General features: G+C 59.4%; 22 protein-coding genes. 7 read left to right on the forward strand and 15 right to left on the reverse strand.

Translation table 11 applies throughout. The annotated features are described in order from the left end of the window. Positions 1–112: 112 nt before the first annotated feature. Together P9239_RS01270 and P9239_RS01275 are read left to right on the forward strand one after the other, a co-directional pair. Positions 113–1,081, forward strand: coding sequence for an FCD domain-containing protein (locus tag P9239_RS01270; RefSeq protein WP_309748702.1), 969 nt, complete (start codon positions 113–115; stop codon positions 1,079–1,081). A gap of 97 nt (positions 1,082–1,178) precedes the next feature. Further along, positions 1,179–1,652 carry a ferritin-like domain-containing protein gene (locus tag P9239_RS01275; RefSeq protein WP_309748703.1) on the forward strand — a complete coding sequence of 158 codons (474 nt, stop codon included), beginning with the start codon at positions 1,179–1,181 and terminating at the stop codon, positions 1,650–1,652. A gap of 50 nt (positions 1,653–1,702) precedes the next feature. Here the strand turns inward: P9239_RS01275 and P9239_RS01280 are convergent, their stop codons facing one another. Then, the gene (locus P9239_RS01280; protein ID WP_309748704.1) at positions 1,703–2,359 is read right to left on the reverse strand and encodes a peroxiredoxin; all 657 of its coding nucleotides are present in this window, start codon (positions 2,357–2,359) and stop codon (positions 1,703–1,705) included. Between the two features lie 327 nt (positions 2,360–2,686). Here P9239_RS01280 and P9239_RS01285 point away from each other — a divergent pair, with 327 nt between their 5' ends. Then, a complete protein-coding gene (locus P9239_RS01285; RefSeq protein ID WP_404980180.1) occupies positions 2,687–4,195 on the forward strand; it encodes an amino acid permease in 1,509 nt (502 codons plus the stop codon). Here the strand turns inward: P9239_RS01285 and P9239_RS01290 are convergent. The 3 genes from P9239_RS01290 to P9239_RS01300 all read right to left on the reverse strand — a co-directional run bounded on the left by P9239_RS01290 (position 4,192) and on the right by P9239_RS01300 (position 7,680). Next, positions 4,192–6,222, reverse strand: a complete 2,031-nt coding sequence (locus P9239_RS01290; protein ID WP_309748706.1) for an acyl CoA:acetate/3-ketoacid CoA transferase — start codon at positions 6,220–6,222, stop codon at positions 4,192–4,194. The two genes, P9239_RS01285 and P9239_RS01290, sit on opposite strands and share 4 nt — an antisense overlap. Positions 6,223–6,335: 113 nt before the next feature. After that, positions 6,336–7,055 (reverse strand): anti-sigma factor, encoded by a 720-nt coding sequence (locus P9239_RS01295; RefSeq protein WP_309748707.1) that lies wholly within the window; start codon positions 7,053–7,055, stop codon positions 6,336–6,338. Continuing rightward, positions 7,045–7,680, reverse strand: a complete 636-nt coding sequence (locus P9239_RS01300) for an RNA polymerase sigma factor (protein WP_309749583.1) — start codon at positions 7,678–7,680, stop codon at positions 7,045–7,047. Before P9239_RS01300 ends, P9239_RS01295 begins: the two co-directional genes overlap by 11 nt. A gap of 200 nt (positions 7,681–7,880) precedes the next feature. On the opposite strand from P9239_RS01300, the gene P9239_RS01305 reads away from it, so the two are divergent. After that, on the forward strand, positions 7,881–8,861 hold the full coding sequence (locus tag P9239_RS01305) for a metallophosphoesterase (protein WP_309748708.1): 981 nt from the start codon (positions 7,881–7,883) through the stop codon (positions 8,859–8,861). After that, a complete protein-coding gene (locus P9239_RS01310) occupies positions 8,858–9,229 on the forward strand; it encodes a cupredoxin family copper-binding protein (protein WP_309748709.1) in 372 nt (123 codons plus the stop codon). Before P9239_RS01305 ends, P9239_RS01310 begins: the two co-directional genes overlap by 4 nt. Before the next feature lie 24 nt (positions 9,230–9,253). Here the strand turns inward: P9239_RS01310 and P9239_RS01315 are convergent, their stop codons facing one another. From P9239_RS01315 to P9239_RS01325, 3 genes are all read right to left on the reverse strand, one after another. Continuing rightward, on the reverse strand, positions 9,254–10,357 hold the full coding sequence (locus tag P9239_RS01315; protein ID WP_309748710.1) for a VOC family protein: 1,104 nt from the start codon (positions 10,355–10,357) through the stop codon (positions 9,254–9,256). 143 nt (positions 10,358–10,500) lie between these two features. Then, the gene (locus P9239_RS01320) at positions 10,501–10,749 is read right to left on the reverse strand and encodes a hypothetical protein (RefSeq protein ID WP_309748711.1); all 249 of its coding nucleotides are present in this window, start codon (positions 10,747–10,749) and stop codon (positions 10,501–10,503) included. Positions 10,750–10,760: 11 nt separating this feature from the next. Beyond that, complete coding sequence (locus tag P9239_RS01325; RefSeq protein WP_309749584.1) at positions 10,761–11,291, reverse strand: lecithin retinol acyltransferase family protein; 531 nt, start codon at positions 11,289–11,291, stop codon at positions 10,761–10,763. A gap of 387 nt (positions 11,292–11,678) precedes the next feature. Between P9239_RS01325 and P9239_RS01330 the strand changes: the two genes are divergently transcribed. Beyond that, the gene (locus P9239_RS01330; RefSeq protein ID WP_309748712.1) at positions 11,679–11,969 is read left to right on the forward strand and encodes a hypothetical protein; all 291 of its coding nucleotides are present in this window, start codon (positions 11,679–11,681) and stop codon (positions 11,967–11,969) included. A gap of 36 nt (positions 11,970–12,005) precedes the next feature. Continuing rightward, positions 12,006–12,776: a protein phosphatase 2C domain-containing protein gene (locus P9239_RS01335; RefSeq protein ID WP_309748713.1), complete on the forward strand. Its 771-nt coding sequence runs from the start codon at positions 12,006–12,008 to the stop codon at positions 12,774–12,776. An 11-nt stretch (positions 12,777–12,787) separates the two neighbouring features. On the opposite strand, the gene P9239_RS01340 is transcribed toward P9239_RS01335, so the two are convergent. From P9239_RS01340 to P9239_RS01375, 8 genes are all read right to left on the reverse strand, one after another. Beyond that, positions 12,788–14,089, reverse strand: coding sequence for a sigma-54 dependent transcriptional regulator (locus P9239_RS01340; RefSeq protein ID WP_309748714.1), 1,302 nt, complete (start codon positions 14,087–14,089; stop codon positions 12,788–12,790). Next, positions 14,086–17,145 carry a peptidase domain-containing ABC transporter gene (locus P9239_RS01345; protein ID WP_309748715.1) on the reverse strand — a complete coding sequence of 1,020 codons (3,060 nt, stop codon included), beginning with the start codon at positions 17,143–17,145 and terminating at the stop codon, positions 14,086–14,088. The genes P9239_RS01340 and P9239_RS01345 overlap by 4 nt, the downstream gene beginning before the upstream one ends. Before the next feature lie 15 nt (positions 17,146–17,160). After that, entirely contained in the window at positions 17,161–17,913 is a 753-nt protein-coding gene (locus P9239_RS01350; RefSeq protein ID WP_309748716.1) for a peptidylprolyl isomerase, read from the reverse strand. Positions 17,914–17,930: 17 nt separating this feature from the next. Beyond that, positions 17,931–19,304: an HlyD family efflux transporter periplasmic adaptor subunit gene (locus tag P9239_RS01355; protein ID WP_309748717.1), complete on the reverse strand. Its 1,374-nt coding sequence runs from the start codon at positions 19,302–19,304 to the stop codon at positions 17,931–17,933. Beyond that, entirely contained in the window at positions 19,282–21,795 is a 2,514-nt protein-coding gene (locus tag P9239_RS01360; protein ID WP_309748718.1) for an FHA domain-containing protein, read from the reverse strand. Before P9239_RS01360 ends, P9239_RS01355 begins: the two co-directional genes overlap by 23 nt. 194 nt (positions 21,796–21,989) lie before the next feature. Continuing rightward, complete coding sequence (locus P9239_RS01365; RefSeq protein WP_309749585.1) at positions 21,990–23,393, reverse strand: efflux transporter outer membrane subunit; 1,404 nt, start codon at positions 23,391–23,393, stop codon at positions 21,990–21,992. A 212-nt stretch (positions 23,394–23,605) separates the two neighbouring features. After that, a complete protein-coding gene (locus P9239_RS01370; protein ID WP_309748719.1) occupies positions 23,606–23,884 on the reverse strand; it encodes a hypothetical protein in 279 nt (92 codons plus the stop codon). Positions 23,885–23,922: 38 nt separating this feature from the next. Beyond that, positions 23,923–24,207 carry a hypothetical protein gene (locus P9239_RS01375; protein ID WP_309748720.1) on the reverse strand — a complete coding sequence of 95 codons (285 nt, stop codon included), beginning with the start codon at positions 24,205–24,207 and terminating at the stop codon, positions 23,923–23,925. Positions 24,208–24,250: the final 43 nt, after the last annotated feature.

A 24,250-nucleotide genomic window follows, 5' to 3' on the forward strand; every position in this document is an offset into this window, starting at 1 on the left:
ATAACATATCACCGCTTAGCCCGAACGCGCCGGACATGGCGAGCAAACGCTTGCGCCACGGCATGCGCGTGCTTCTTTGTGGGACGACGCACGATAGTCAGTCGAATTCGAAGTGAACCATATTGTTAAAGCATGCCATGTGACGATACGCTTGCTGCAGCGGATAGACGGCACTCTTCCAAACCATGACCGACCGCTATGGGGTGTGTGTTGCAAGTCTTCTCCGTCCAAGGGATTGGCGGAAAAGGACGGCAAGAGAGGGAGACCAACTTACGGCGCGCCGAGGCGCCGCATAAGCAGTAGAAGCGGTAGCGGCCCGGCAACGGGCGACGCGCAGCCGGAGCGCGGGGTGTTTTCACGAGAACAAAAAATGAACCATGGATATGAAGCATCGCTCGTCAAGCGCGTGGTGAACCAACTCGTCGCGGGCATCATCAACGGAGAATATAAGGACAACGTTCTGCCGCCTCAGATCCTTCTTTCACAGAAGCATGGTGTTTCCCGCACCATCATGCGCGAGGCATTGAGCATTCTGATATCGCGGCGCATGCTCGATGTGCGGCCCAAGACCGGGACGCGCATTCGGCCCGCGCACGAGTGGCTCATCATCGACTCGGAAGTGGCCGATTGGCGCTTGCGTGCCCTCCCCGATCCCGATTGTCTGCGACGACTCGTCGAATTCCGCGCGCTCGTCGATCCGCCCGCAGCCGCGCTGGCGGCGACGCGCGCAAGCAGGCATCAGCGCATCGGCATCAATGCCGCGTTTCAACGCCTCGTGCATGCCAGTCCCACGGAGACTCTGCAGGCCGCCGCGGAAGAAGCGTTGCTGACTGCCATCGTCGATGCGAGCGGCGACGAAATTCTCCGCCAAATGGGTAGTGTCGTGCGTGTCGGTATCCGAACGATCAAGGCGACCTTGCGTACTCAGTCTCAAGGAGTGGTACGTATGCCCGAGTCTCAGATCAGCGATTACGGCAGAGTGGTCCGTGCAATCGAAATGATCGATGCCGAAAGCGCGCGTTCGGCCATGTCGCACACACTCGAGCGCACCGCTTCGATGTGGATCGAAGAAGCGGTTTGATCGCCTCTGCCTCTTCCGATGCGAGCCGAGGAATCAGTGACTACAATGGTCAATGATTCAGTGGTCAACCGCTTTGCAACGGGACTCGGAGGCAGAGATGGCAGAACTCGACAAGGAAGAAGTCGTCGCCGTTTTGAACCGGATTCTGGAATCCGAGTTGGCCGGCGTCGTGCGTTACACACACTATTCGTTTCTGGTGTTCGGGTTCGGACGCATACCGATTGTCTCGTGGCTACGCGCACAAGCGGACGAATCGTTGACGCATGCGCATCAGGCCGGCGAATGGATCACCACGCTCGGTGCATATCCATCGCTCGAGATCGGCCCGCTGCTGGACAACCACACTTTCGATATTGCGACCATTCTCCGTGAGTCGTTGCAAGCTGAGAAGGTTGCGCTCGACCTTTATCGCGATCTGCTGAAGCTAGTGGAAGATCGCTCGGTTGCGCTGGAGGAATACGCGCGGCAGATGATCCAGACGGAAGAGTTGCACGCGGGAGAAGTGGACAAGATGCTGCGCCGCCCCGGAGAGGTCGACACCTCGCCAGAGCGACGCACTGGGCATGTCTGAATCTACGCTGACCGCGGCGCGCGGTCAGCGTATGCGGCGCAAAGCAGTTGTTACTTAGGCTGCGCAACCGTCCGCAGATACGGCTTCAGCGTCTTGAAGCCTTCCGGATACTTCTTCTGAGCGTCTTCGTCTGACACCGAGGTAGGGATGATCACGTCGTCGCCCGGCTTCCAGTTGACCGGCGTCGCGACCGTGTGCTTTGCGTTCAGCTGCAGCGCATCGAGCAAGCGCAGCACTTCGTCGAAGTTGCGGCCGGCGCTCATCGGATACGTGAAAGTCGCTTTCATCTTCTTGTCCGGGCCGATGATGAACACCGCTCGAATGGTGGCATTGTCGACGGCCGTGCGCGGGCCGCCGCCGCTCGCATTCGGGTGAATCATGTCATAGAGCTTGGCAACGGTCAGGTCGGCATCGCCGATCATCGGGTAATTGACTGCCGTGCCCTGGGTTTCCTCGATGTCCTTCGCCCATTTCGCGTGATTGTCGACCGGATCGATCGACAAGCCGATGACCTTCGTGTTGCGTTTGTCGAACTCCGGCTTCAGCTTTGCCATATAACCGAGTTCGGTGGTGCAAACGGGCGTGAAGTCCTTTGGATGAGAGAACAGGATCGCCCATTGATCACCGATCCACTCGTGGAAGCGGATCGGGCCTTCGGTGGTTTCTGCGGTGAAATCGGGGGCTTCATCGCCAATGCGGATGGACATATATGATCTCCACGTCAAGGAATAATGAGAAGCGTTGGGCGCCGAGCAACGGTATCCCGGCTGTCAAATGAAACCGACAAGACGATTATAGTGCCGGTCCGCACGCGCGCGGACCACAGACCTAAATCACCCCGTGGCGCATACGGTTTTCGGCACGCGAAATGCTTTAAAACGGGCGTTTCAAAACTCGATGCGTTCGAGCATGCGCGGCTTCGGTCTCGTATTCCTCGGCGAAATCTGCTATCACGAAACTGCGACACGACAGCCGGTGCCGCGCCGTCGCACTGCGAGTGTCTTGTCGAAAGACCGGAGGTGATCGTGGCCGTCATGCAAAGAAAAACCGTCGCTGCACTGCAAAACGAAGCGTCGGAGACAGAGGAAGTCGTGCAGGAACATGGCGGCCATGCGTTGAAACGTTCGCTTACCGCACTCGATGTCACCATGTTGGGCATCGGTTGCATCATCGGTGCAGGCATATTCGTGCTGACCGGTCATGCCGCAGCCGCCAATGCAGGCCCGGCCATCGTCATATCGTTCGTGCTGGGCGCAATCGTGTGTGCGCTCGCGGGTCTTTGTTATGCTGAGATGGCTTCCACCGTGCCCGTTTCGGGCAGTGCCTACACCTACGCCTACGCGACAATGGGCGAACTCATTGCATGGCTCATCGGCTGGGACCTGATACTGGAATACGCGGTCGGCGCGACGACAGTCGCCATCGGCTGGTCGGGCTATGTTGTCAGCTTCCTGCATTCGCTGCATATTGATATACCGGCGCAGTTCTCTCAAGCGCCCTTCGCATACGATCCCGCCAAAGGATGGAGCCATGCCGGCGCTATTCTCAACATACCCGCAATGGTCATCGTCGGACTTATCACGATCCTGCTGGTGATCGGCATTCGTGAATCGGCTCGGGTGAACAGTTTCATCGTCGTGATCAAGGTGCTGATCGTACTTGCCTTCATTGCGGGAGGCATTGCCTACGTCGATACGAGTCATTGGGTCACCGCAAAGAATCCGACTGGCGCCTTCATTCCACCGAACACGGGTGAGTCCGGCGTGTTCGGCATGAGCGGCGTCTTGCGCGGCGCAGCGGTGGTCTTCTTCGCTTACATCGGCTTCGATTCCGTGTCGTGCGTCGCGCAAGAGACGCGCAATCCGCGGCGCGATATGCCAATCGGCCTGCTCGGCTCGCTGACCATCTGCACGATCTTATATGTCCTCGTCTCTTACGTGCTCACAGGCATCGTGTCGTACGACAAACTCAATGTCTCGGATCCGATCGCTGTCGGTGTGGATGCAATCGGGATGCGCTGGCTCTCGCCCATCGTCAAGCTGGGCGCGATCTTCGGCTTGACGTCCGTTGTTCTCGTTCTATTGCTGAGTCAACCGCGCATTTTCTATTCGATGGCGAAAGACGGACTGCTCCCGCCCTTCGCCTCGAAGATTCATCCTCGCTTTCATACGCCGTACATCACGACCATCATCACTGGGCTGATCGTCATGGTGCTCGCCGGACTGCTACCGATCGGCCTCGTCGGCGAACTGGTCAGCATCGGAACCCTGTTTGCGTTCGCCGTGGTCTGCGTGGGCGTGCTGGTGTTGCGCATCACGCAACCTGAACTCAAGCGCGCGTTTAAGACGCCCGCAGTCTTCATCGTGGCTCCGTTAGGCGCAATCTCCTCTGTGTTCCTCATGTCCGGCTTGCCTGCCGATACATGGATACGGCTCCTCGTATGGATGGCGATCGGCATCGTCATCTACTTCACGTACGGCATACGCCATAGCCGCTTGCGCGCCGACAGGCAGACGCCTCCCGCTCAAACCGCGAGAAGCTAAGCATCACGGGAACGCCGGGCGCCATGCTCGCGCGCTTCCTGTGCGCTTTCATAGATATATGGTGCGACGCCCCGGCGCTTGAGCGCGTCGCCGAGTTTCATGCGCAGGAAGCTGCTCGTCGTATAACGCGTAACGCCGTCATAAAACTCGCTTACTAGCCGGCTCACCATTTCCGAATAGGCGTCGAGCATGCTCGGGCGGATGGAGAAATTGTCGTAGTTGACAATGGCATGTGGCTTGACGCTTACCCCTGCGAGCTGCTTTTCGACTTCGAGGCGAATTGCTTCCACGTCGTGCAGGCTTGCCACCTCGTGCCCTTCGAAGTTGATGAAGAAGAGCTTCTTCTCCGCGTCGTAGCTGAACCGTTCGGACAGATCGAGGCCCAGCAACTGATTACGCAAACCCATCGGGGCATCGCGAAAAATGCGCTCATCCATTAGGCGTGGCACAGAAGGTATCACCGGTCTGAAGTCCATCTGCGCCACGATATCCCGCTCCACGTCGATGCCCGGCGCGACTTCCTTCAACACCAGCCCTTCACTCGTCAACTCGAACACGCAACGCTCGGTGATATAAAGCACCGTCTGGCCACGCTCCACGGCATAACGGCCGCTGAACGTGCGATGCTCGACGGCATCGACGAACTTGCGGCAATTGCCCTCGCGACGTATCGCGAGCTTGCCGTCTTCAATGACGATGTCCAGTTTGCCTGCATTGAACGTACCGACGAAAACGACCTTCTTGGCGGACTGACTTATATTGATGAATCCGCCAGCGCCCGCCAGCTTGGGACCGAATTTGCTGACGTTGAGACTGCCTTCGCGGTCCGCCTGTGCAAGTCCAAGGAAAGCGATATCGAGTCCCCCACCGTCGTAGAAGTCGAACTGATATGGCTGATCGATGATCGCTTGCGTATTGGTCGCAGCGCCGAAGTTGAGGCCGCCGGCCGGGATTCCGCCAATGACGCCCGGTTCGGTCGTCATGGTGAAGAGGTCGATCACCTGTTCTTCATTCGCCACGCTCGCAATGCCTTCCGGCATGCCGATGCCGAGGTTGACCACGCTATTGGCCATCAATTCGAACGCGGCGCGACGCGCAATCACCTTGCGTTCGTTGAGCGGCATCGGTGACAGGGAACTCGCGGCGACACGCAGTTCGCTGGAGAACGCCGCGCTGTATTGTTCGCCGAAGGTCTGCCAGTGGTTCTCCGGGCGAGCCACCACGACACAATCCACCATGACGCCCGGCACCTTGACTTGTCGCGCGTTGAGCGTATTGGATTCGGCCAGCCGTTCGACTTGTGCGATGACGATCCCGCCCGAGTTGCGTGCCGCCATTGCAATGGAGAGTGCTTCCAACGTCAGCGCTTCCTTCTCCATCGTGATGTTGCCGTTAAGATCCGCCGTCGTGCCGCGCACGATTGCGACGTCGATGGGAAAGGCCTTGTAGTAGAGGTAGTCGGTGCCGTCAATCGGCATGAGACGCACGATATCCTCGGTCGTGCGTGCATTGAGCTTTCCGCCTCCATTGCGCGGATCCACGAAAGTGCCGAGTCCGACGGTCGATAACTGCCCCGGACGATGCGCCGCGATGTCGCGAAAGAGTTGTGAAATGACGCCTTGCGGCAGGTTGTACGCTTCGATGCGGTTTTCGATAGCAAGCTTCTGCAAGCCGGGCACGAGCCCCCAATGACCGCCAATGACCCGCTTGACGAGCCCTTCATGCGCGAAATGATTTAGCCCTTTGCCTTTGCCGTCGCCTTGACCGGCCGCATACACAATGGTCAGATCTCTAATCGGCTCATGACCGTCCGCGTGTTCTGCCTCTTTTCCTTCCAGGAAGCGGGACTCGAGTGCAATTGCCACTTCTTCCGCAAAGCCGACGCCCACAAAGCCGCTCGTTGCAATGGTGTCTCCCGAGCGAATCAGGCGCACCGCCTCGCGCGCCGATACGATCTTTCCACGCTCGACGAGTCGTGCCGACGTCGAAAACGGAGGGTGACGAGGCGGTGCGCTGCTGGCGTTCATGGCGTCTCCTTGTTCATTTCGGGCAAGGTAACACCAAACGCGCAGAGCGGGAAATGTGCGTCGCATCGCGCATCGCGCATTATCGTCAGCAGATAAGACGCGCCCTTATCGAATCAGCGGGGAGCCCCCGCTTCGATCGCCTGTATGAATTGGTTCAGCACTGCGCCCGACGCATCGGTCACGGCCCAGAAGGTCATGCCATCTTCGTTCCAGCGAGCAAGCGCATAGCCGTCATCGGAGCGCGTCACGATAGCTTTGGCGGCCTTTTGCGCGACTGCGGACGGTTTATCGGGGAACACGTAGACGTCGATCGGATGCTTGAGATAGCGATACACGACGACCGCCACCGGGCGATGCCCGATGTAATCGAGCCTTCCGCCGACGAGTGCGAAGCCCGGCCCCGCTGGGTCGATGACTGGCGGCGCATAGTCGATGCGACCGTTGAACCACGGCTTGACGGTGTGTTTATCGCTGGATAAAACGTCGATCGGTCGATCGGACATCAACGCCCGAACATGGCTCGACACGATCTCCTGGGCGATTGGCGAATCGGGCGGCATGCGAGCCGCAGTCTGCACCCAAAGCACCGCGCCAAGCACAATCGCCGATAGTGTCGCGCCCGCGAATGCTCCGCCGAAGAACGGCCACGGCACGGAGAAAGGCGAGCGCCATGTGTTCCGCGCGATATGCGATTGTGCTTCTCGACGATGTTCGCGCGCCGCTTCTTCGCGCACGCGTGCCAGCACCTGCGCACGCAGATGCACCGGTGCGCGATGATTGAGCGAGCCATCGGTCAGCCTCGTTTCCAGCGAGGCGGTATCGTTATCGTCCATTGCCCGATTCCTCAGAATGACCCGGCTCGGCCTTGCGAACGAGTCGCACGCTCGGCCTTTCGCCTTGTGCGGCGCGTACCGCTGTCGCGAGCATCTTGCGGCCGCGAGCAAGCCTCGACATGACCGTTCCTATCGGCACGCCCGTAATGGCCGCCACTTCCTTGTAACTCATATCTTCGAGTTCGCGCAGCACGAGTACCTCACGAAAAACGAGCGGAAGCGCCTCCAATGCGCGATGAACGAGCTGAACTTCGTCTTTGCGCACGGCGAGTGTCTCCGGGCTCACGCCTGCATCGTCGGACCATCCCGGCAGTGCCTGATCACCGGCGATGTCCTCATCGTAAGGCGTTGCGTCGGCTGACTGCACACGACGACGCCATTCCGTGAACCATGTGTTGCGCACGATGGCAAGAAGCCAGCCACGCGCATTAGACTCACTGCCGTCTTCAAAGCCGGAAAAGAAACGAAACGCACGCAGATAGGCTTCCTGCACGACATCGTCCGCATCGCTCGCACTGCCGGAAAGCCAGCGCGCAAGGTTGTAGGCGGCATCGAGGTGCGGCATCACCGTCGCTTCGAAGCGCGCATGCGCAGACTCGTCTACTCTCGACCTGCTTCGCCACATGGCGCCGATCTCCCTGAGCGAACCGACTTCGGACATGTATCGCTGCGCGCAATCACGCGCGCCCACGGTTCCATTACTGTGCTCTTTGCCGATTTATTCCTTGGCAGCGCGAGCGCGATTGAAAAAAACATTGTCGGGAATATTGGAAGCGCTGCGCGGGTTCGATGGACGCTGGATACGTCACTTCCCGAGGAGCCGCCATGCATACCGAACTCAACCCTTCCGCACCCACTCAAGAACTCGACGATCACGGCAAGCGCCGGCGCACGGCTTTGTCGTGCATGGCGTGGGCCGGCGCTGGCGTGCTTTGGACGATCAGCGGCGGCGTACCGCGCTCGCAGCTGATTTCGTCGGTGCAGGCCGCCGAAACGACGCACTCTTTCAGCTTCGTGCAAATCAGCGATAGCCATATCGGATTCAACAAAGACCCGAATACCGAGCCGACAGGCACGCTTCAGGAAGCCATCAGTCATGTCCGCACCATGCCGCAACGTCCTGCATTCATGATCCACACCGGTGATATCACGCATCTCTCGAAGCCGGCCCAGTTCGATACGGCCACGCAGATCATCAATGACGCGGGCATGCCGGTCCATTACGTTCCTGGCGAGCATGACGTGCTGGTCGAGAATGGAGATTCATTCTTCTCGCGCTTCGCGGACCAGTATGGAAGCGGCGGCGCGCGTCATTGGTACAGCTTCGACGAAGGCGGTGTTCATTTCATCGGTCTGACGAATGTCATTGACCTCAAGGGCGGCGGCCTCGGCTTTCTCGGCGACGCACAACTCGCCTGGCTGAAGCAAGATCTGCAAGCGAGAACGAGCAGCACGCCGATTGTCGTCTTCGCGCATATTCCGCTTTGGGCCTTATATCCGCAATGGGGCTGGGGCACCGACGACAGCGCGCAGGCGCTTACGCTCTTGCGGCGCTTCGGTTCGGTGACAGTGTTGAATGGCCACGTGCATCAGGTCGCGCAAAAAGTGGAAGGCGACATGCGGTTCTATTCCGCCATGTCCACCGCGTTTCCTCAACCCGCGCCCGGCGCGGCGGCAGGCCCCGGCCCGATGAAAGTCGGCGCTGACCAACTGCGTTCAATGCTCGGACTACGAGCCGTCACACACGTTGCGGGGCGCGAGCAGTTGGCTATCGTCGATACTTCCCTTGCAGGAGCGCGGGCATGAATGCATCCTTCATCGGGCGCTGCGCGCGTCGGCTAGCGGTGGCCATGGTCGTCAAAGCACTCTTTGGCATGATGCCGTCCGCCTGCGCGGAAGAGCCCGCTCAACAAGTCGCAGCAGTGGCAACGCCCACCATCACCATCGATAATTTCGCGTTTAGCCAGCCTACGCTCACGGTCCCCGCCGGAACGAAGGTGACCTGGACCAATCGCGACGACATGTTGCACACCGTCGTCGATGAGGCGAAGTCGTTCAAGTCGGACCCGCTCGATAGCGGCGACAGCTTCTCGCATGTATTCGATCAGCCGGGGACGTACAAATACTTTTGTTCGTTGCATCCGCACATGACGGGGATCATCGTCGTGCGGTAAAGGCTTGCGTCTGGAGGCGCACGCTCAGCCTTGCGCCTTCGCTATCGCGTCCAGATTGCCTTCGCCGAAGCCGTGGTGTCCGCGTCTTTCGACGATCTCGAAGAACATGTCGCCGGGGTTGCGCTCGAGAAACGTTTGCAGAAAGAGTTGCGGCGTGCCGTCCGGCAGTATTTCGCCATCCACGAGGATGCCGCGCGTCCGCAGCTGCTCGATATCGAGGCCATGGCCAGGCAACCGGGCGTCGATCTCGTCGTAATAGCGCGTCGGCGGCATGAGAAAGCGCACCCCGCGCGCGCGGAGGGCATCGACGGACGCAAGGATATCCGCTGACGCAAGCGCGATATGCTGCACGCCCTCGCCTTCATGGTCCGGTAAATATTGCTGCATGAGGTCCGTGCGATACGCGCCCTCTTCATACACGGGAATGCGGATCGAGCCGCATGGCGAGACGGTGACAGCCGAATCTTGCGACACATGCCAGTCCGGATGGACTTCGTGAATCTCTTCGAAATGCAGCACTTCACGGTAGAAATCCAGCCACTCTTTGATACGGCCTGCGCCGACCGTTTGCGTGAAGTGATCTACTTCGAGCAGTCCCGTGCCGCCGAGCCCTGCGCTCACATGTTCCAGCGGCCGAAAGTCAATGTCGTAAATGGACGCTTCGCCGCTATTTTTTCCCGGCCAGTGATCGACGAAATAGATATGCGAATCGCCGATGCCCTGAATGGCGGGAATCGCGAGTTCATTGGGGCCTATCTTCTCTCCCTCGAAATCCCACGCGCCGTAATCGACTGCGCGCTCGTGCGCGATCTGCGCATCCAGCACGCGAATGCCGATGGCCGCGATCCCGACTCCATGCGTCTGCGCGAACCGCGTCGCGAACGAATCCGGCTCGGCGTTGAGGAGGAAGTTCATGCTGCCCTGGCGATAAAGCGTCACTGCCTTGCTGACATGTTGCGCCGCAGGCACGAAACCGAGCCGCCCGAAGAGATCGGCAAGCCCTTGCGGGTCGGGACTCGAAAACTCCACGAATTCCAGGCCGGCAATGCCGAGCGGGTTGCGCCCCGCGTCCGCGTCTTGGATCGAGCGGGCGGCCGAAGAAAGGTCAGCGGATTGCGGCTGGGTCATCGGCAATACCTCGAAATGTACGAGTTGGTTCACGGACGCAGAAAGTACCATGAGTGCCGCATCGTACGCCACCGGCGCAGCGGCGCTTGCCGCTAGAGTAGCGGCAGCCTGTCGCCCGTGTCAAAGTGGCCGCCTCACACGGCTCAAGCGGCGAGCCTGGCCGCGTTCATCGACAAACCCCTCGCCTGGGGCGGAAATACGTTCCACGTGCCGTCGTAGTGGCGAAAGAAAATGATGCCGATCAACTCGCCCCCGTGCCAAGCCTCGACACGCACGTACCGCATACCGGTGATGCGAGAACGGCTCAGTTGCGCAACGCGCGCTGGATGCGTCACAGTGGGTGCGAGCCATTTGTCGACGGCGCTGTGCAGTGAGTTTGCGGGAGTTTGCATGATGGTCTCCTTCAGATTGCGAGCGCGGCGCCCTTCCGGCTGTAGCCGATGAGCGCATTGGCGCGACGGCCACGTTGTGCAGCGATATAGGCCCGCACGAGCCCTCTTATCGCCTGAATAGCAACGCGAGGATGAGCGACACACGCGCGCACCTGCGTGCTGCGAGCCTCGCCGAAAAGGCACCAGGAGACGAAGTGCTCGCAGTTATTGGTCAAGAGTCGATAGCGATCTTCGCCGAGGCGGCTGCGCGCCCGACGCACCGCTTCAATGCCCGTGAAGATCGCCCCTGCGTGTTGCCGGACAATCAGGTCATAGCCGTCTGCGAACTGCGCGATACTGACTTCTTCGACCGGGCCGCGATGCAACGACTTGGCAAAGCCCGCATAGTGAATGACCGTGCCGTTGCCCGCATAGATTCCATGGTGCTCATAACCGCAGCGACGCGTAATCAGTTCGCTGCCGGGAGGCGGCTCGTCGTTCAATGGAGAACGACGCGCTGCCAATGGTTGAGGGCTTCTGCTCGACGCTTGCTGGCTAGACATGGCTGTCTCCGATTCTTTTCGTGGCTTGGCGCAATGTGTTTGTTTCGCACCCGGTTGTAAAGCCAATTGCACCTTTCTTGCCAGTTCTCGCAGAACCTTGTCCCTCGGGGCTTTAACCATCTTTGCGACGCTTTGCCTGATCGTCTCTGTCGCGGTCGAACCAACGCTTCGCATCGGGTTTCGTTGGTTCCAGAGCGTCACATTAGTGCGAAGGTATGTGTCGGTTTTCAGTGTCCTCGATGGCGCCAAGTGTTAGTGACCATCCAACTTTCAGGCGCTCACGCCCGCACGGAACCGCGCACAATCAATCGCTTGCAGGCCGCGAAGAAATCGGCACGGGCCTTGCATTACCTGCGTGCATTCTTGCCGGCTTTATTGGAGACGCACATGGCCACGCTTACGGTTACCGATCTCGTTTTCGACCGCGCACTTGATCGCAAGACAATGTCGGGCATCATGGGTGGAGGCGGCGCGCCATGGGTGTACGGCTGGATTACGCCGTTCATCGCGGACCGACAGTCGAACTTTGGCGGCGTCGTCAACATCTATGACATCACGAACAATTTCACGGCCGGCCAGATGATCAATCAGTTCCAGTCCGTCGACGTACGCAATTCGGGTGACGGAGCGAATCTGACGGTGACGCCGAATGCGATCTCCGCCAACCGGGCGGGCTGATGAGAAATACGTGAGTTTGGATCGAGGAGGCTTGGCGTGACCTCTGCGACTGACTTTCGCTGGACCTCTGCCGCCCGCTCGGACGTCGGCTGCGTGCGTCTGGTCAACGAAGACGCCGTGCTCAGTTCGCCCGAGCGCGGTCTCTGGGCCGTGGCGGATGGCATGGGGGGACACGCCGTAGGCGACCTCGCGAGCCGCATGGTGATCGAGGGGCTGTCCACGGTTCCCGCGATCGACGGGCTCGCAGGCGTCATCGCCGAAGCGCGCGAACGGCTGCTGCAGGTGAACGACGCACTGCGCGCGGAGGCGTCGAAACGTCAGGTGTCGCGCATAGGCAGCACGGTGGTACTGCTTGCCGCGCGAGACGGCGCGTGCGCCTATCTTTGGGCGGGCGATAGCCGCATCTATCTATTCAGGAGCGGGCGGCTCGTGCAATTGACCCGCGATCATAGTCACGTGGAAGAGCTCAAAGCGCGTGGCCAACTGACGGCGGAAGAAGCGTTGCATCACCCGGCACAGCACTTGATCACGCGTGCGGTGGGCGCGCTCGATACACTCGAACTCGACGAAAGCAGCGTCGCACTGGCCGACGGCGATACGTTCCTGCTATGCAGCGATGGTTTATCGAACGAAGTGAGCGAAGCCGAGATCGCAAGCGAGCTTGCGCCCGGAAACTGCGAAGCAGCGGCGCAGCGGCTGCTCGAAATCGCGCTGGAGCGCGGTGGAAGGGACAATATCTCGCTCGTGGTGGCGCATGCCGAAGATGTGCTTGCATCCGACAGAACGCAGGTGAATCCGACCATCTGAGCAACGATATCTCACTGTTTGTTTCGTTGCGCCGCCTGTCTAAAGTCTTTCGAATGAAGCCCGTGCTTCTTCAGTAGCATTTGCAAGTGCGAGCGGTTCATTTCATAGCGGCGCGCAAGCTCGGCCACAGTCCCACCGACTTCATGCAAGCCGCGTTCAAGAAACGCGCGCTCTGCTTCATCGCTTGCGACGCGTTTGGCTTCGCTCAGCGAACCGGCGGTGGCGATGCTTTCGCCGTTTGCCGACGACCCTCCCAGTGACATGGACAGCGAAGACTTGGGCCGTATATCCACCGGCAAATGTTCGATATCGGCCATATCGCCCGCGAGGCAAGCAAGCCGATAAACGACGTTGCGCAACTCACGGATATTCCCCGGGTAATCGTAACTACGCAGAAAGTCACGAAGACGCGGCGACATCTTCACGGGGCGACGTTTGAGCGCGGCGGCCGCCTCATCGCCGAAATACGCGAGCAGAAGCGGAATCTCGTCGCGACGCTCACGCAGCGGCGGCAGCGTCAAATGAATGACGCTCAAGCGATAGAACAGATCCTCGCGGAAGCGCCCTTCTTCGCACCATCGACGTAAGTTCCGATTCGTCGCCGCGACGATCCGCGTGTCCACGGCAATCGGTTCGTCCGAACCTACCCGCTGAATTTCATGCGCTTCGAGCACGCGCAGCAGTTTGACTTGCCCCGACAGCGGCAACTCGCCAATCTCGTCGAGAAATATGGTCCCCGTGTGCGCGCTCTCGAACTTTCCTTTGCGATCGTTCGTCGCGCCCGTGAACGCGCCCTTGCGATGGCCGAAGAGTTCGGACTCGATCAAGTTCTCAGGAATCGCCCCGCAGTTCACGGAGATATACGGCTTGTCCGCGCGTGATCCATTCGCGTGAATGACCTTCGCCATCAATTCCTTTCCGGTTCCGCTCTCACCGTCGATCAAGACGGGAAGATCGGTCGGTGCCGCTTTCTCGGCAATCTCCAGCGCCTCGAGTAGCTTCGGATTGTCGCCGAACGTGCCTTCGAAAACGAAGCTGCGTTCCATGAGTGCCTGACGCCGCGCACCCGCCGACATTTCGCGCCGGGGCTCGGCAGCAGCGGCCTGTACGAAACGTTCCTTGTGCGACAACCGCATGACTTCATCGCGCAGTGCGCTCGCTTGTCGAAGCAGCTTCTCGATCTCGGGGCGCTCTAGACGCGAGGTCCATCGCAACGTCGAACGCAATATCTCTATCTTCTCGATGAGACCCGCAAACGAGATTGCCGACGCGGGCATCCCGCTTTCGCTTTCCGGCTGGTCGAGTATTTTCATGCTGCGCTCAATTGTTTCTGCACGAGTTGGTAATACATGCCCTTCCTCGCGATGAGTTCATCGTGCTTGCCTTGCTCCACGATGCCGCCGTCGTAGAGCACGAGAATCTTGTCGGCGCGCATGATCGTCGACAGGCGGTGCGCGATGATGACCGCCGTTCGCCCTTGCAGAATCTGCTGCATGCTGCTGAGGATATTGCTCTCGGACTGTGTATCGAGCGCGGAAGTGGCTTCGTCGAATACGAGCAGACGCGGATCATGATAGAGCGCCCGCGCAATGCACAGACGTTGCATCTGACCGCCCGAGAGCCCCACGCCGCGTTCGCCGACCACTTGCTCATATCGTAGCGGCATCTTGCTGATGAAACCGTGCGCGTCGGCCATCTTCGCCACTTCCTCGATGCGCTTGCGATCCGGCGCTTCGTCGCCGCTCGCAATGTTATCGGCGATCGTGCCCGAGAATAGTAGGTTGCTTTGCATCACGTAGCCTATCTGCGCACGATAAAAGCCCTTGTCGATGACATTGATGTCGTAGCCGTCGACCGTCATCCTGCCTTCGCTGGGCGCGTAGAAGCCAACGAGCAATTTCGCGAGCGTCGTCTTTCCCGATCCGCTGCGTCCGACCACTGCGATGAGTTCGCCCGGCTTGATATCGAAGCTGATGTTCTCCAGCACGTAAGGCGTGTCTCCGTCTCCGTACCGGAAATAGACGCCATTGAAGCTGATATCGCCCTTCAGGTCAGGCAACGTTACGCGTTGCTGCGTATCCGACGGCTTTTGCTCGGGCTCCATGTCGAGCACGTCGCCCAGACGTTCCATGGCGACGCCGGCGTCGTTGAGCAGGCTCCACAGATTGATGAGGCTCATGAGCGGCGACAGCACGCTTCCCATGAAAGCATTGAACGCAATCAGCTGGCCGATCGTCAGTTCGCGTGCAAGCACCAAGTTGGCGCCAGCCCATAGCACGGCAATGGTTGTCGCAGCGTTTAGCAGTTGGCTGCATAAGCTCACGGCGATATTGAATCGCTGAGACTTATATTGGATTTCGAGTGACTTGGCGTACTTCTTTTCCCACTTGAGGCGTACCGCCCGCTCGATACCCATCCCCTTGACCGTCTCCACGCCGCCCAAAGCTTCCATCAGGTACGATCGGGCGTCGGTGCCTGATGAAAACGCCTCACGCGCGTTCTGCTTGATGCGAGGCGTCGCGAGTACCGTCAACGCCATCAGCGGAATGATGAACGCCATCAGCAACAACGTCAGCTTGACGTTGTACAAGAACATGATGGTGAAGTAGATAAAAACCATGAGCAGGTTCAGCACGGTCGTGACCGTGGATTCGGTCAGGAACGCGCGAATAGTGTGATTTTCCTGAAAGCGCGCAAAGATGTCCCCCGTCTTGCGTTTCGCGAAGAAACCGAACGGGAGAGAGAATGTGTGCTTGAAGAACTGCGACATCATCGCGAAGTCCATGTTGCGCATCATGAAGTTGGCCAGATACGCGCGTATCGTGGACATCAACTGCGAGAACACGTTGGAGATGATCAGTCCGGCGATCAGCACATGCAGCAACCCGACATTCTGGTGAACGATGACGCCGTCCAGGATGTTCTGGATGATGAGTGGCGGCACCACGCCCAGCACCTGAATCACGAATGTCGCAAGAAAGAGATGCAAGAGAATGGTGCGATAAGGCTTCATGTATCCGACGAAGCGGATCCACGGCGAATTCGATACCGCCTTTTGCACCAGATCGTGCGCGGGCAAAAAGAGCAGACAGGTGCCGCTCCAGCCTCGCTCGAACTCGTCCACCGTCATCTTTCTGAAGCCTATGGCCGGGTCCGCAACCCACACGTTCCCCTTCGAAATGCCGTAGACGATGATGTAGTGATAGCCCTCCCAGTGCGCGATGAACGGTAATTCGAACCCGCGCAACGATTCATAGGTGCACTGCACCCCGCGTGTCGTGAATCCGAGTGTCTCACCGGCGCGCGCCAGGCTGTCGAGCGTCGCGCCTTGAGTCGTCACGTTGGCCAGCTCTCGCAGCTTCCCCAGCGTCATGCTGATGCCGTAGTGCCGGCAAATCATCGCGAGGCATGCGGCGCCGCAATCCATCTCCTCGGCCTGTTGCACCCATGCGAACCGTTTGATGACGCGTTCGCCTAGCTCGGGCTTGCTTTGCAGGTCCAGCATCGCGGGCAGGCTGCGGCGCTCGGCGAGCTTCTTCTGCCGCTCTAACTCTCGCTCGATGAATCGAATGCGCTCTTCGAGCACATCGCGCAGTCTGACGTTACGCTCGATGATGAAATGCACGGTCTTTTCAGGGATGACGAGCAAGCGCGTGTCGGCGCTTGCAATGGCCGAAGCCATTTGCTCCTGACGCATCACGCAAGCCTTCTCGCCAAAAATCTCACCGGGGCCGAGCGTTGCCAGCAAGTATTGATGACCGGCCTCTTCGCGCACAAGACGCACTTCGCCTTGACGCACCACATAGAGGCGCCTGTCATCGCGAGAGTCTTGCTTGAAGATTTCCTTGCCTTCACTGATTCGCTTGACGCCGACGCTGCGCACGCACTCTTCGAGTTCGGCCTTGTCGAGCTTACCGCGCAGATCGAATAGCTTCGCCACGAAGCCACCGGCCGACGCTATCGCCACATAGCTCGTCACGAACGCGAGCGCAGCAGGATTTCTGGCAATGACAGGTTCGATCGCGCGACGAGGGATGAACAAGAGTTCGGTTTTTCCGGAAGAACGCACCGAGGACTCATGCCGATAGTCGCGCAACATGGCGATATCCGCGAAAGTCTCGCGCTCCTTCTTGAGACCCATGCTGATCTCTTTGCCGTGCTCCTCAGTGAATATGCGCACTGAACCGGCTTTAACGACGTAGAGTCCATCGGCCGCGTCGCCCGCATTGCACACGGTCTCGCCAAACACATAGCGGCGCGACTCGACGTGTTGCGCCAAGTGCTCTACTTCCTCGCGCGAAAGGGACGAGAGGATTTCTACCGTCGAGAGAAACTCGGCAGTCGAGTCGATGTTGGAAGGGGCGTCCATGTCTGCGGATAAGCCTTAGCGCGCCTGAATTACGTGCTCCTGCGCCCTGGCGAGCAGCCATTCCTCGCGCAAGAGCCGACGTATCTCAGCCGCCGTATCATCGTCGAGCTGTGCCGGAAACTTGCACGTCACCGCGAAGATCTCATACGACGAGCCGTCTGCCGAGACAAACGGTCCAAGCAAATCTCCGGGCTCGGCGTTGAACACTTTCGCTTCGATATCCGGGCGCAACTGTCCCCGCATCACACGACCGATCAGACCGCCCTCGTCACGGGTATCGGCAAGAGAGTGCTCACGAGCCATATCGGCAAAGCTGTCGGGATCGTCGTTGAGATAGGACATCATCTCTTTGGCGCTTCCCGCGGAATCCAGCACGATGTGGCGGACTTCGATGCTGTCGAAGCGCGGTGAATTGAGTTGAAAGAACTCTTCGATCGCGCCCTGCGTGCCGACCTGCTCCAGCATTCTCTCCTGGTACAGCGTATCGGTGATATAAGCCTCGAATTCATCGAGACTTACGTCGAGCGCGTCCAGATAGTTGTTCATGTCCGCCGCGCGGTGCAGCCCGCGAATTCGCCGGAATTGGTCGGCTCGTGTCTGAATCTCATCCGCCGTGAGTGCGACGCCTGCCTTCTTTGCCGCGCGCACCGTCAGCTTGTCGCGCACCAGTTGCTCGACGAGGCTATCGAACTGACCGTTCAGCTTCAATAGCCTGAGGAATTCGCCTACATCGACTACTTCGTCGTCGATACGCACAATCGCCGTCATGTTCTTCTCCGTTCGGTTTATCCCGCTACGCTGCGGAAAGGATCGAGTCCCAAGTCGATGAGTCGCCGCTCGCGCACTACGATCTCGGCCGAAGCGGTCATTCCGTAGCGAAGCGGATAGCGCGTTCCGGCAATCTGGTAGGAGTCACGGTCCAGCGTCACGCGTCCTTCATAGACCGGTTGCTTGGTGGCCGCGCCTGGCTTCGTTGCCGGCGAAATGAACGCAAGCGTGCCGTCGATCACGCCGTATCGCTGATACGGAAATGCATTGAACTTCAGCTTCACGCGCTGCCCTTCGCGCAGAAAGGCGCGGTCATGCTCCGCGATCTCAATCTTCAGCACCGGCCTGGCGTTGGCCGGCGCGATGCCTCCAAGCGGCGCATTCGCCTGAATCTTGTCGCCCGGCTGTGTCGAGGTCACGTCCGTCACCACACCCGACACAGGAGCGAGTATCAACAGGAAATTGTCCTTGTCGATGTTTTCGAACCGGATGCGCGCGGCGGCGTCCGCGACGAGGCGTGCCGTTTGCAACTGCAAGCGCAGCTTGTCTTCCGTACTCGCGACTTCACGCATGGCCGATTCGTATTGCAGCCTGAGACTGGTTGCTTCCTGGCCGCTCGTTTCGAGTTGCGCCTTTGCCTGCTTAAATTCATGACTCAAGCGGAAATCGAGTTCAGCGAGTTTTGCTTGCTCCACACGATATGCGCCGTCGGCCTCGAGATAGACATTCCGCTTCGCTTCCACTTGCGACTCCGACACACCGCCGCCGCCTGGCAAAGCGAAGAGCCGCGTGAATCGATCCAGCTCGTTCTTTGCCGCGTCGCGAGCCCGGCGCGCGTTTTCCAGCGTGCTGCGCTGTTCCTGTAACTGCGCCCTCTGGCCTTCGGCGAGCTTGCTGGTGCCTTCGCTCACCCGTTGCTGATGCTGATGCTCTTCCACTTCCATCTGATCCTTCAGCGCCGCGATTCGGCGCTCCATCAACAACTTCTTCTCAGGAAACTGCTTCCATTCGCGCTCTGCGTCGTCGAGCTTCAACTGGGCTTCCAATGCATTCGTCGCGGCCTCGATTGCGCCGCGTGCGTTGAGCCGCGCGACGACATCGTCCTTGCGCACGGGTTGTCCTTCCGCGATATACAGATCGGCCAATTCACCGTCGATCGGGGCGTAAAAGCGACGAACCTCCGATTCTGGTGCGAGGGTGCCTTGCGCAGTCACCATGACGTCCGCATGGCCGATGAAAGACCAGGCGAGCGCCGCAACGACGAGCGCAACCATCGCGATCACGACGGCTTGCGTCAGCTTGAGCGGCTCGGCGGTCAGAATGGCGATGCCTTCCGCGCCGTGATCGCCGAGCGCTTCGGAGAATGGTCTAAGGGACGCGTTGTGCTTCACCACTCCCTCCTCCCAACAAGTTCAGCTTGGCCTGCAGCAGTGACGGCTCGAGCACCATGCGAAGGTCTTGGAGCGAGCGACGTTGCAGTTCTGCTTCATCGTCGATTTCTTTGCTGAGAGCCGTCCATTTGCTCTGACTCGCCGCGTCACTCGCTTTGACTTGCCTGAGCATTCTCATGCCGCGCGTGGACGCGTCGTGCGCGTCCGACAGGCGACGCGCCTGCGTTCGGAAGCTCTCCGATACATCGGACTCGAGCCGTTGGGATCCGCCGATTCCGCCGTTCGTCCGGTATTGTTCCCAGAGCGACTGCGCCTGAGTCATCCACGTTTGCCCCCGCGCAAGCGCTTTGCCGTTGAGTGCGGTCATGTCGGACGCAATGGCCCTAACAAAATAGCCGTCGCTTTGCACGTCTAGCGCTTCATAAAACGAGAGCAAAGCGTCTTCATAGCCTTTTGAGCCGCGTGCTTTTTGTAATTCATAGAACTGGGCAGCCACCGCTTTCTTGTGACTCAGTTCGTTCTGTAAGGCTGACGACCAAGAACCAGACGGAATCTTCTGCAGACCAGCGATAGCTTCTGCACTACGTCCGTTGCGCCAGGCATCCGACACAGCGGCGTATTGGGTCATCACCGTGGCAGGCGGCAACTGATGTGCGCTCAGTTCCGTCCACTTGGTCTTAAAGGGCGGCGTTGAAAACTGAGTTGTTCGCAGCCACTCTGCGAGCGGCGCGAGGCTTTTCGCTGTTATTGCGCTTTCTAGGCTCGCGTAGGCGGTCGCGTCGGCGCGAAGGCGATCGAGACCGCGAAGCCGCGGATATCGATCCGCATAGTCCTTCAGCATCGCTGTGATTGCATCGAGATCGTCGGTAGCGAGGCTCTTGGTGATACCGGCATTCAAGCGATCGATGGCAGCGAGATAGACAGAATCGTCGCTTTGCAGCTTGCGCAGATGGCTGAGCGCAAGCGCGTAGGGATCGCGGAATTCGGGCACGTAACCCGCAATCCGGTCGAGGTCCCGCTGATGACCTGCCGCGTCCGACTCCCAGTGCTTGAGAATGTCTGCGATACGCGGTTCATCCGCACACATCTGAATAGGCGCGTCCGGGCCGCCACGGCCCATCACGAAACGCTCCAGCTTGCCGACCCAACGCAGTTCGTCGAGTAGCGAACCGACTTCCCGGTTGTGCTGACTCAACGCTTGCATCTGCGCGATGATGGCGTCCGCGTTCGCGTACTCACCGTTGCGCAGCCCCGTGAGCCAGCGCGGCACATCTGCTTTGAGCACGGCCTCCGTGTTGATCGAAACGAAGGGCGCATCTTGCGGATGCAGTCGCAAATAGTCGTCGCTCAACACAGCCGCCTGCGCGTAGTTAGCGCTCGCCATCAGCGACCTCGCACGCCGCTCCGGTGAACCGCTATGGAATATCGCCAAGCCCGCCACCGTAAGCAAAAGCAAAACGCCGGATATCACGACGCGAGTGCGCCGCGTGGCGCGGGCGTCGTCACTCGCAAAAGCCTTATGTAGTTCATGCACGAACAGCGCAACTTTGCCGCGCCTCGCGTTGTCGTCGGACGATGTTTGTCTAGCGATCGATGCAGCTTGCGCGTCTGTGTTGATCTCGTCATCGCCCGCTGCGGATTGGTCGATGCAGAATATGTCGAGGAACGAATGCGCAGACCCGACAAACGTGGTCTTATCGCTGTCACGCTCGTTGTGCGCATTAAGAGGAGTCGCGGCGGCCAATTCTGTGAGCGTCGATTCGCTTTCGGCGCCATGCAGACTCACTCGGTAGGCGAAGTGCGTGCCGCCGAAGGCCACTGTGTCGCCGTCTTTAAGTTCGATAGCCGAATCGCCTATGCGTTGACCGTTCACGAAGGTACCGTTCGTGCTGCCGAGGTCTTCGACGAACGGCGCGCCGGCTTTCACGAACACATGTGCGTGACGGCGCGACACGTAGTTGACCTGATGCGGATAACGCGGCCGGTAGCGCGCGAAGATGTCGTCGGTCTTGCTGACCAGGAAAGGGAACTGCGTGAGTTCTATCGGCTCCAGACCCAAGTCTTCCCGCAGCGGCACGAACGTCACCGCGACGGATTTCGGCACACAAGCGCGACGTCGGCGTGGCACGAATTGCACGCGATAAGAGAGCCTGCTGCCGAACGAGATCTCGTCGCCGCTCTTTAGGCGAGCGGGCACGTCCCGCACGGGCGTGCCATTCAAGGCCGTTCCATTCTTGCTTCCGAGATCCGCGATATAAACGCTGCCGTGCTCGATAAAGACGCGCGCATGGCGCCGCGACAGTTGCGCCACGGCTTCTGGCGGACTTTCGTCGAACGGCGCTTCAGCGCGCCCTATTGCGAAAAGGTCTTCGTCGATGCGAATCTCGCTCAACGCGTGCGCCGGATCGCCGCGCAGCAACGGCTGGAGGACGACATCGAATGATTCGTCCACGCGTGGCTGCGCTTCCGCTATCGGTTCGCCTGGGGCCATGTCAGTTCACACGATGCGTCCGACCGCCGCAAACGGGGCGGTAGGACCAGAGGGATTCCCGCCATTCATCGTGCGCAGCGCACTGACGGGCTCATGAAAGTTTAAGTCACGCATTCGCTTAGTCAATTGCACGGTAGCGGCGGCAAACGCCATATTGCGGCACCGCCGGTTTGTGAACAGTCGTTAGCGTATCGTCAGTACTTCTTTTCAACAGCGGCTCTCTGCACATCGACAGCCGGCCAGCCGCCTCCTAGCGCCTTGTAGAGCGTCACCGTATCGGACAAGATCTGCTGATGATTCGCGAGCAAGGCAAGTTGGGCGGCAAGCAACGTGCGTTCGGTCTCGAACACTTCGAGTTGAGAGATCACGCCTTCCTTCAGTTGCGCATCGATTTGCGCGGCAACGATTGTCAGGTGCGCGACTTCCTGCTGCAGTTCATCGCGCTGCCTGGTGTGCGAATTTAGATTGACGAGCGCATTCTCCACTTCCTCGAACGCGTTCATGACCGTGCTCCGATATTGCTGTTCGGCTACCGTGCTTTGCGCTTCAGTCGTCTTGACGTGCGCGCGCACGCTCGGATCGAGAATCGGAATATTGATGCTCGGCATGAAGCCGAACGTGAAGGACTTCATTAAGTCCGTCAGCGCAAAACTCGCGGTGCCACCGCGCCCCGTCAGGCTGATGGTCGGTAGCTGAGCGAGCTTCGCTTGTCCCACGAGATCGTAGGACTCGAGTACGCGATACTCGGCAGCGATCAGATCAGGCCGCCGCGCCAGCAAGTGCGATGGCAGGCCGGAAGGCACAGGCGGAACCTGCACGCGTTTCTGCAACTGACCGTCAGGCAGCTTGAATTCGCCAGCCGGGACACCCGTCAGCGTCGCAAGCGCATTGTCTGCGAGGTCTCGCGCACGGCGCAGTTCGAGCAAATCGCGCGTGAGCCGGTTCAACTCGGCGCGTTGCGTCAGTACCTGCGTATGCGGCACGAGGCCGTTCTTCTCCATTCCTTCGAATATGGTCAGTATTTTTTCGTTCGTCGCGATGGTCAGCGTTTGTTGCTGGATCTGATCGTCGAACTGAAGAATCTGGAAGTAAGTGGTGGATACGTTTGCCACGAGCTCAAGATAGCCAGCACGCCAGTCCGCTTCGCTCGCGCGATATTCGGCTTTCTGAGCCTGCACGCCCTTTTCCACCGCGCCCCAGATATCGATGTCCCAATTCACTTGCGTGCCGAGGTTGTATTGCTTCGTGAATGTCTGGCCCGTCGTCTTCTCGAAGCTCGCGCCCGCTCCGACATCCATCGACGGGAGCGCGCCCGCGCGAGCCTCCCCGATCTGCGCGCCCGCCACTTGGATGCGTGCCGCGAGCACCTTGATATCGAAGTTGCCGTTGATGGCTTTCTCGATGAGTCCGTCAAGATAAGGGTCTTGAAACTGCTTCCACCAGTCGGGCCGAATCGTTTCCGTCGGATCTGCCTTGACGGCATCCATTGTCGTGAACGCGGTCTTTTCCGGCGTATCCGGGCGCTTATAGACCGGCACTTTCACATCGATGCAGCCCGCAAGCAGCGCGGCGGCGCTGAGAATTGCGCATCCGGTCATCAGGCGCAACGAAGGCACGAGGACTTGCACGATGTGCTCCAACGATCATGCTAGTACGAGGAATGCGCGTCACTTACTAACCGCGCTCGAATGCGGCCCGCTTGTCGTCTCGGGAACGGCGAGCGAGCCGCGCCGCCAGAACTCAGGCGGTGAATTCAGCGGAGCTCCCCGCGCTCCGCTGCTACTGCGAACAACATGAAACACCTACTGCCCTACATTGCATACGGCCCGAAGACATTGATGTGGTTCGTGTTATCTGCCTTCTGATGCGGCGCGACGTCGGACGTGATCTTGTGCGCGAATGCGTCGTTCACGCCGTTTTCGTTGAGTGTGTTTTGCGCCTGATTAGTCAGTTGCTGTGTCGTGGCGCTCAGATCGAAGCTGCTCTTGTAGCTCGGGAAGTAGAAGCTCGTGCCGCCGCGCACAGCGGACATTTCCTGGCGGCCCAGTTCGGCGTGATGGACGAGATCGTGGATGGTCAGCGTAGTCATGATGTCGGTTCCTGGCTCGATGGTTGACGGTGACGGGATTAGCGCGGCAAGAAGCCCGATCCGATGTTGATGGTGCTGGTGTTACTGGCTTCCTGCTTCGGCTCGACCTTCGACGTGATGTTGCCGCCGAACGCCACGCCCACGCCGTTCTGATTCTTCGTGTTCTGCGTCTGGCCAATGAACTGCTGCGTATCGAACGAGAGTTCTACCTTCGAAACGTCATAGCCGGGAAAGTAGAACGACGTGCCGCCGCGCACGGCCGACATGGCGCGGCGGTCGAGTTGTTCGGTGAGAGGAAGGTCGTGGATCGTCAGCGTCTTCATGGTGGTTCTCCTTGGTTGCGCATTGCGCGTCGGTTGGGTTCGA

This window comes from Caballeronia sp. LZ062, assembly GCF_031450785.1.
Taxonomy (GTDB): Bacteria; Pseudomonadota; Gammaproteobacteria; order Burkholderiales; family Burkholderiaceae; genus Caballeronia.